4 protein-coding genes are annotated in these 9250 nt (G+C 27.2%); all 4 read left to right on the top strand.

The genetic code is table 11. The features are described from left to right. Positions 1 to 343: 343 nt before the first annotated feature. The 4 genes from KGF38_RS06760 to KGF38_RS06745 all read left to right on the top strand — a co-directional run bounded on the left by KGF38_RS06760 (position 344) and on the right by KGF38_RS06745 (position 9225). Complete coding sequence (locus KGF38_RS06760; protein ID WP_074179573.1) at positions 344 to 2365, top strand: N-acetylmuramoyl-L-alanine amidase; 2022 nt, start codon at positions 344 to 346, stop codon at positions 2363 to 2365. Between the two features lie 459 nt (positions 2366 to 2824). Then, entirely contained in the window at positions 2825 to 4843 is a 2019-nt protein-coding gene (locus KGF38_RS06755) for an N-acetylmuramoyl-L-alanine amidase (RefSeq protein WP_074179574.1), read from the top strand. Between the two features lie 247 nt (positions 4844 to 5090). Then, complete coding sequence (locus tag KGF38_RS06750; protein ID WP_074179575.1) at positions 5091 to 7007, top strand: hypothetical protein; 1917 nt, start codon at positions 5091 to 5093, stop codon at positions 7005 to 7007. Then, positions 7000 to 9225, top strand: a complete 2226-nt coding sequence (locus KGF38_RS06745) for an ATP-dependent helicase (protein WP_074179576.1) — start codon at positions 7000 to 7002, stop codon at positions 9223 to 9225. The genes KGF38_RS06750 and KGF38_RS06745 overlap by 8 nt, the downstream gene beginning before the upstream one ends. The last annotated feature ends 25 nt before the right edge of the window (positions 9226 to 9250 follow it).

The raw sequence follows: 9250 nt of genomic DNA, 5'->3' as shown, positions 1-9250 counted from the left end.
ACACAGAAGTTAAGCTCTCTAGCGCTGATGGTACTTGGTGGGAAACTGCCTGGGAGAGTAGGACGTAGCCACGTAATCTTTTTTTGTTGTATAAAATTTAATAAAACTACAATTATTATATGTTTTTATTTGTCTTTTATAGATTTTTTTGGCAATAAATGATATAGTGGATATAATTAAATATATTAGATATATTTAATTTTTTTATTTTTTGTGTTTTATAAGTTTATTTTTTATATAATTATTTATAATTTTGGGTAGATACACTTTGATATATTTTTTAAATTTAAATCTATAAAACAAAATAGAAATTTATATTAAGTAAGGAGATTAATAAATTAATATGAGAAGAAATGCGAAGTTATTAACAACAGGAATTCTTTCAATGGCAATTGTTGCACCGACAATGGCATTTGCCACTGAATCTAGTGCTATGGAAAATAATGCAGATTTAAATATAAGCTTAGAGAAAAAAAGTATAGTTTTAGGTAGTACATCAAAAGTTAGTGTTAAATTTAAAGAAAAGCCAGATGCAGACAGTATTACATTAAAATATAAATGTTATGACATGCCATTAGATACGACTATAAATTACAATAAATCAACTGGAGCATATGAAGGGACTATCAATTATAATAAAGACCCAGAATATCAAAATGTTTGGGAATTACAAGGTATAATAATAAACAGTGAAAATAATCCGAAGACTTTAAACAAACAAGACCTGGAAAAGATGGGACTAAATTTAAAAGACTATAATGTAACACAAGAATGTATAATTGAAGACATAACTTCGAGAAAAGATGTAAGTAAATACTTGAGAAAAACTTCTGCACCTATCACAGAACTTACAGGAAGTGATAGATATGAAACAGCAGTTAAAATAAGTAAAGAAGGCTGGAAAAATGGTTCAGATAAGGTAATTATAATAAGTGGAGATGTAAGTATTGATGGGATTATATCAACTCCATTAGCGACTACGTATAATGCACCTATACTTTTGGTTGAAAAAAATAATGTGCCAGATAGTGTAAAATCAGAATTAAAACGTCTAAATCCTAAAGATGTAATTATAATTGGAGATGAAAACTCCATTTCTAAAACTAGTGCTAATCAGATAAAAACAGCTGTAAATGCTAGTCAAACACGTCTAAGTGGCTCTAATAGATATGAGACATCTCTATTGATAGCAAAAGAAATAGATAAAAATCACGATGTAGATAAAGTGTACATAACGAATGCTACTGGCGGAGAAGTGGATGCACTCACTATAGCAGCGAAAGCAGGTCAAGATGAGCAACCGATTATATTAACTGATAAAGATAGTATTACAAATAATACATACAAATGGTTAGAGAGTGAGGACTTACAAAGTGCTTATTTTATAGGTGGTCCTCAAATGATATCAACAAATGTCATCAATAAAATAAATGATATAACGAAGGATAGTGTTACTAATAATAGAGTATTTGGTGCAGATAGACATGAAACAAATGCAAATGTAATAAAGAAATTCTATACAGAGGATGAATTAGAAGCTGTGTTAGTAGCTAAATCGGATGTACTTGTTGATGCTTTAGCAGCAGGTCCATTGGCAGCTAACTTAAAATCACCAATACTTATAACACCAAAAACGTATGTGTCAGCATATCATAAAGAGAATTTAGAGGCTAAATCAGCTAATAAGGTATATAAAATAGGTGGTGGATTGACTTCCAATGTAATGAACTCTATAGCAGCATCACTATCTAAACATAATACTACTCCAACAGACCCAGATAATAATACTGGTGCTAAGACAGTTATGATTGACCCAGGACATGGCGGTTCGGATAGTGGAACAACAGGAAAACCATTAGGAGGTATTAAAGAAAAAGATTATACTTTAAATACTTCACTTGCAACTACTGAATATTTACGTTCAAAAGGTATAAATGTAATTATGACTAGAGACACAGATAAAACTCTATCACTTGGAAATAGAACTGCTTTATCTAATTCTTTAAGACCAGATTTATTTACAAGTATACACTATAATGCGTCTGATACAACTGGAAATGGTGTGGAAGTATTTTATAAACTTGAAGATAAAAATGGTGGAACTACCAAAACTTTAGCTACAAATATATTAAATAGAATTTTAGAAAAGTTCAATCTAAAAAACAGAGGTGCTAAGACGAGAGCACTATCAACTGATGCAACAAAAGATTATTTATATGTTTTAAGAACAAATGACATGCCAGCAGTACTTGTAGAATGTGCGTTTTTAGATAATGAAAAAGATATGAGTTTATTGAATACATCAAGCAAGGTAAAGGAAATGGGTACACAAATTGGTAAAGGTATAGAAGAGTCACTAAAATAGTCTAAATGAGAATAATTAAAGGTCTTAATATAAAATAAATTATTGTATTAAACTTAGACTAAGTCTACAAAATAAAATATAATTGTATTAGTAAGAAAGGCTATATATATACTGTTGCATATAAGTGCAAAATAGTGTATATATAGCCTTTTGTAGTTAAGTATAATATAAAAACATTCATATAGACCAAGAATATTATTAGCTATTAAAAATGGTGATATTTGCCTATAAAATACGATTAAAATTAAGGTATTCTGTGTTATTATTTGTTTTTTATGGATTTTTATTGTAATAAGTGATATAGTGAAGATAAATAAATGTATCTAATACGTTTATTTTTTTATTATTTTATTTTTATAATTTATTTATAAATTATTTATAATTTGGGAAGATACACTTTGACATATTAAAAAATTAAGAAGATTAAATTAGAAATTTATTTTAAATAAGGAGATTGATATGAAAAGAAATACAAAATTATTAACAACAGGAATTCTTTCAATGGCAATTGTTGCACCGACAATGGCATTTGCCACTGAATCTAGTGCTATGGAAAATAATGCAGATTTAAGTATAAATTTAGAGAAAAAAAGTATAGTTTTAGGTAGTACATCAAAAGTTAGTGTTAAATTTAAAGAAAAGCCAGATGCAGATAGTATTACATTAAAATATAAGTGTTATGATATGCCATTAGATACGACTATAAATTACAATAAATCAACTGGGGTATATGAAGGGACTATCAATTATAATAAAGACCCAGAATATCAAAATGTTTGGGAGTTACAAGGTATAACAATAAACAGTGAAAATAATCAGAAGACTTTAAACAAACAAGACCTGGAAAAGATGGGACTAAATTTAAAAGACTATAATGTAACACAAGAATGTATAATTGAGGACATAACTTCAAGAAAAGATGTAAGTAAATACTTGAGAAAAACTTCTGCACCTATCACAGAGCTTACAGGAAGTGATAGATATGAAACAGCAGTTAAAATAAGTAAAGAAGGCTGGAAAAATGGTTCAGATAAGGTAATTATAATAAATGGAGATGTAAGTATTGATGGTATTATATCAACTCCATTAGCAACTACATATAATGCACCTATACTTTTGGTTGAAAAAAATAACGTGCCAGATAGTGTAAAATCAGAGTTAAAACGTCTAAATCCTAAAGATGTAATTATAATTGGAGATGAAAACTCCGTTTCTAAAACTAGTGCTAATCAAATTAAATCGGCTGCAAATGCTAATCAAACACGTCTAAATGGCTCTAATAGATACGAGACATCTCTATTGATAGCAAAAGAAATAGATAAAAATCATGATGTAGATAAAGTATATATAACAAATGGTAAGGATGGTGGAGAAATAGATGCACTTACTATAGCAGCAAAAGCAGGTCAAGATAAGCAACCAATTATAGTGGCTGACAAAGATAGTATTACAAATAATACATATCAATGGCTAGAGAGTGAGGATTTACAAAGTGCTTATTTTATAGGTGGTCCTCAAATGATATCAACAAATGTAATCAATAAAGTAAATGACATAACGAAGGATAATGTTACTAATAATAGAGTATCTGGTGCAGATAGACATGAAACAAATGCAAATGTAATAAAGAAATTCTATACAGAGGATGAATTAGAAGCTGTGTTAGTAGCTAAATCAGATGAACTTGTTGATGCTTTAGCAGCAGGTCCATTAGCTGCTAGCTTAAAATCGCCAATTCTTATAACGCCAAAGACGTATGTGTCTGCATACCATAAAGCTAATTTAGAAGCTAAATCAGCTAATAAGGTATATAAAATAGGCGGAGGATTGACTTCGAAGGTAATGAATTCTATAGCAGCATCACTATCTAAACATAATACAACTCCAACAGACCCAGGAAATAATACTAGTGCTAAGACAGTTATGATTGACCCAGGGCATGGTGGTTCAGCACCTGGAAATTCATTTGGAGGAATGATTGAAAAAGATTACAATTTAAATACTTCACTTGCAACTACTGAATATTTACGTTCAAAAGGTATAAATGTAATTATGACTAGAGATGCAGATAAAACTGTATCACTTGGAAGTAGAACTGCTTTATCTAATTCACTTAAACCAGACTTATTTACAAGTATACATTACAATGGTGATAATAATAGAAAAGGTCATGGAGTAGAAGTATTTTATAAACTTAAAGATAAAAATGGAGGAACTACTAAGACTGTAGCTACAAATATATTAAATAGGATTTTAGAGAAATTTAAACTTACTAATAGAGGTATAAAAATAAGAACTCTAGACGATAACCCTGCAAAAGACTATTTATATGTTTTAAGAACTAATAATGTGCCAGCTGTACTTGTAGAATGTGCATTTTTGGATAATGCTAGTGACATGAGTTTAATAAACTCTCCAGCAAAAGTAAAAGAAATGGGAACACAAATAGCTAAGGGAATAGAAGAGTCATTAAAGTAATTGTAAGTAAAAATATTTAAAAGTTTAATATAAATTTATAATTGTAAATTTACATTAAAGCCATAAAATGAAATATAAGTGTATCAATATCAAAGACTGTATATACATTGTTGCATATATGAATGCAAGACTCTGTATATATAGTCTTTTTTGTAGTTAAATGCAATAATTTGATTGTATTTTGAAAAATACACAATATGATATAATTAGATAATATATACTTAATTTAATTGAGGAAGGTGATTATGTGGAATATTTACTTGAAAAGAGTGGTTTAAAAGAATATAGATATGAACCTTTAAATAAATACAGAGAAATATTAGAAAAAAACTATAATAATTCAAGAAGCATTATACTATTAGTTCCAAATAATAATACAAAAATAAGATATGAAAGATTTTTAAATTTAGATTACAGTGAAGAGTTGAAAATAACAACATATATAGGTTTTGTAAAAAAAGAATTATTGAAGTATTGGCCACTTATAATAGAAAAATGTAATGAAATAAATAAAAAAACTGTATCTCCAACATTTATATCAAACAGCTTAAGTGAATATTTAATAGTACAGAAAGTTAAGGAAAAAAGGATACAAGAAGGTTACTTTGAAGATATTACAGGAACAAATAAATCAATAGCAAATAGTATAATGACTAATATAAACAAAGCAGCATTCAATTTAACTGACTTTGATTCTATAGGAGAAAAAATATATTCATCAAAGAAAAATAGAGACAGTATATACAGATTTTCATACACTCAGATGGATGAAATTATATCGTATTATATAAATTCATTACTATCAAATTCAATTTTGGATAATGCTTTAAGTGTATATCTATATAATCAATATCTGCTTACTGATGATTTTTATATAAAAAACTTATTTAAAGAAGTAAGATATATAATAGTGGATAGCCTTGAAAGTTCAAGTAATGTAGAAGTTGATTTTATTGCAAAAGCATTAGACAATGTATTAGAAAGTTATATATATATTGACTATAGCAAGGATTATTCTGTATTTAACAATATAGATATAGACTATATAAATGAAAAGATAATATCAAAAATTAACTCACAAGAAAAAGATAAGATTAAGAAGAAGAGTATTAAAATAGAGGATTTATATTTATTAAATGCAAAAGTAGAATTGAATCAATCAAGCCAACTGTACAATGAAATGTTAGATTTAATAAGTAATAAAATTATATCTCTTATAGAAAGTGGGGTATCTCCAAGAGATATAGCAATTATATCTCCTATAAATAATACTATATTAGAGTATCAAATTAGGGATTCTTTGATAGAAAAAAACATAGATGTTTTTAATACTAAAAAAGACAAAAAAGCAATAGATTATCCTTATGGAAATGCCCTTGTAGTGGCTACTTGCATATTTTATGGGTATTTAGATTTTATAAAAGAGGATGAATATTTAAGCTTTTTAGAAACTCTTTTAGAAATAAATCGGATAAAAGCATTTAAACTTTTAAATGAAACAAGAAATTCAAGTATTGATGATATAGATGGATATAGTCAGTACTGTGATATTTTACAGTATATTGAAGATAAGAAGAAAAGTGATATAAAAATACATGAATTTTTAATTCAGTTCTATATAGATAAAATGCTAGGTTTAAAAGCAGGTAAAAAGAACGTTGGGTTATGTAAAAAGATAATAACTGAAAGTGAATCTTTTAGTGAAAGTATAAATTTACTTGGTATGAGAGAAGAAAAAATATTTATAGAAGCTTTAAAGACTACAATAAACGATTATTACTCTGTTGTTGATTTAGAGGAGTTGAAATCCAAAGATAAAATAGTAATAACTACTCCTTATTCATATATATCATCAAATATAGATAGAAGTATACAAATATGGGTAGATATAGGAAGCAATGCTTGGAATATGAAAATAGAAAAAGATATAAGTAATTTAATTGTACTTAGAAAATCTTTTGAGGAAAAAAAGGTTTATACAAATGAAATGGAAGAATATTATAAGAAATATTATCTATACAATACTGTATATAATTTATTACTAAATGCAAATAAAATTTATGCATATAAGAGTGAGTATACTATTAACGGATATATTCAAGAAAGTATGTTATATAGTATACTCTTAAAAATCTCACATAAAGGAGATAAGAATTATGATTAATATAAATTATAGAGAAGATCAGATACCGATAATAAATTATGAAGCTGGTACTATGGCAGTACCAGCAGTACCAGGTGCAGGAAAAACATTCATAATAACAAACTTAGTAGCGAAGCTATTACTTGAGCAGAAGCATAAAGGAGGTAAAATATTAGTTCTTACATATATGAACAGTGCTGTAAATAATTTTAAAGGTAGAATAAAAAAGATTCTTGAAGAGAACAAAATAGATGATATTGGCTCATATGAAGTAATGACCATACATAGTTTGGCTGTAAAGATAATAAAGGAAAAACCAGAAGTTGTAATGTTAAGTGAGAATTTTAATATAGCTGATGATTTACAAAAAAATATTATATTAAATGAATGTATAAATAGATTTAGATTTGAAGGAGGAGAAAGAGCTTTTAGATGGTTTCTAAAGGAGCAAAAAGATGAGCATTGGAAGGAAATAACTCTTGAGGCTTGGGAAAGAGGTTTTTTTGAATTTGCAGTAAACGCAATAAGTGAACTTAAGTATAAGGGGATTTCTCCAGATAAACTTGAGGAAATATTGTCAAGAGGACACAAAGGAATGCTTAAAATTATTTTACCAATATATAAATTATATGATAGGAAGTTGAAGCAAAATGGATTACTAGATTATGATGACATATTAATTTTAGCAGAAAAAACTTTGACATTAGATGAAGCACTTAGAAAGAAATTTCAAGTTAGGTACAAATATATTTTTGAAGATGAATGCCAAGATTCAAATGAAATTCAAGGTAATATAATAAAAATTATATCTAGTGAAAACAAAAATTTAGTTAGAGTGGGGGATATAAATCAGAGTATAACAGGTACATTTTCATCATCAGACCCTAGATTTTTTAAAGAATTTATAAATAACTCAGATTTCTGTTATAGGATGAATATGTCAAATAGAAGTTCAGAAGATATACTTAATTTAGCAAATACTCTTGTAGATTATGTTACAAAGGAATTTAAACAGGAAGAATGTAGACATGCTCTTGAAGATATGCAAATAAAGACTGTTCCAAATGGAATGGGTTATAAAGAAAATCCTAGCCCAGAACATTACAATATAAATGTAAAGTGGTATAAAAGCTGGAAAAATGAAATAGAGCAAACTGCCAAATATGTTAAAGGGATAAAAAATAAATACCCAGATAAGAGTATAGGTATATTAGTTCCATTTAATGAGCAAGTTACACAAGTTGCTAAAGAGCTTAGAGAATACAATCTATCTTTTGAAGAATTAGGTCCAAATTCCATGAGTAAGAGGAAAATTATAAACAACATAGCATCTATTATTGATTTTATGCTACATTGTGATGATATAGAAAAGTTAATAGATGTACTTGATAAGGTTTTTATAAATACTGATAATGGAGCAGAGAAAAAAACTTTCTTAGAAGTAATAAAAAATTATTCAACAGAAGAAATTATCTACAATTTTGAATTTAGTAAGATAGAGACTGATTTAATCGAAATTAATGAAGAAAGTGATATATATATAAGTTTCAAAAGAGGAATAGATATTATAAAACATATATTAGAATATCCAGTAATAAGGTTAGACCTATTAGTTTTATTTATTGGGAAAAAACTTAATTTAGAAAAAGAAGATAAGGCTATACTTGATTATATATCTTTTTATATAAAGTATCTAGTATCAGAAAATATACATATGGATTTAGAAGATGTATATAATTTATTGTTTGATGTAAAAAATAAGGTATTCAATCACATAATAGATGTAGTATATGAAATAAATGGATATGAACCAGAACCTGGAAGTATAACATTATGTAACTATCATAAGTCAAAGGGCATGGAGTGGGATTGTGTGTTTTTATTAGGTCTTATTGAATATAATTTCCCTGACAATATCAATCAAAAATTTCAGAGTGATAAATGGTATTTAAAAGAAAAATACAAAAATCCTATGGCAATTATTAAATCAGAAATTGAGGCTATATTAAAAGGAAGTATCTCAACTGACTATGCTCATAAAACTAAGATTGATTCTATAAATGAAAAAATTAGGCTTTTATATGTAGGAATCACTAGAGCAAAGGAAATGTTAATACTTTCGGGAAGTGCTTATAGAGATGAAAATGATATAGGGAATAAAAGAAAAGAGCAAAAACCAAGTATATACTTAAACAGATTGAACCGACATATTAGTGAAAAGAGGTTGAATAACTGTTAATATATAATAAGTTTGATTGATATAT

This window comes from Clostridioides sp. ZZV14-6387, assembly GCF_020657835.1.
Classification (GTDB): domain Bacteria; phylum Bacillota; class Clostridia; order Peptostreptococcales; family Peptostreptococcaceae; genus Clostridioides; species Clostridioides difficile_A.
This window is presented reverse-complemented; position numbering and strand designations above follow the sequence as displayed.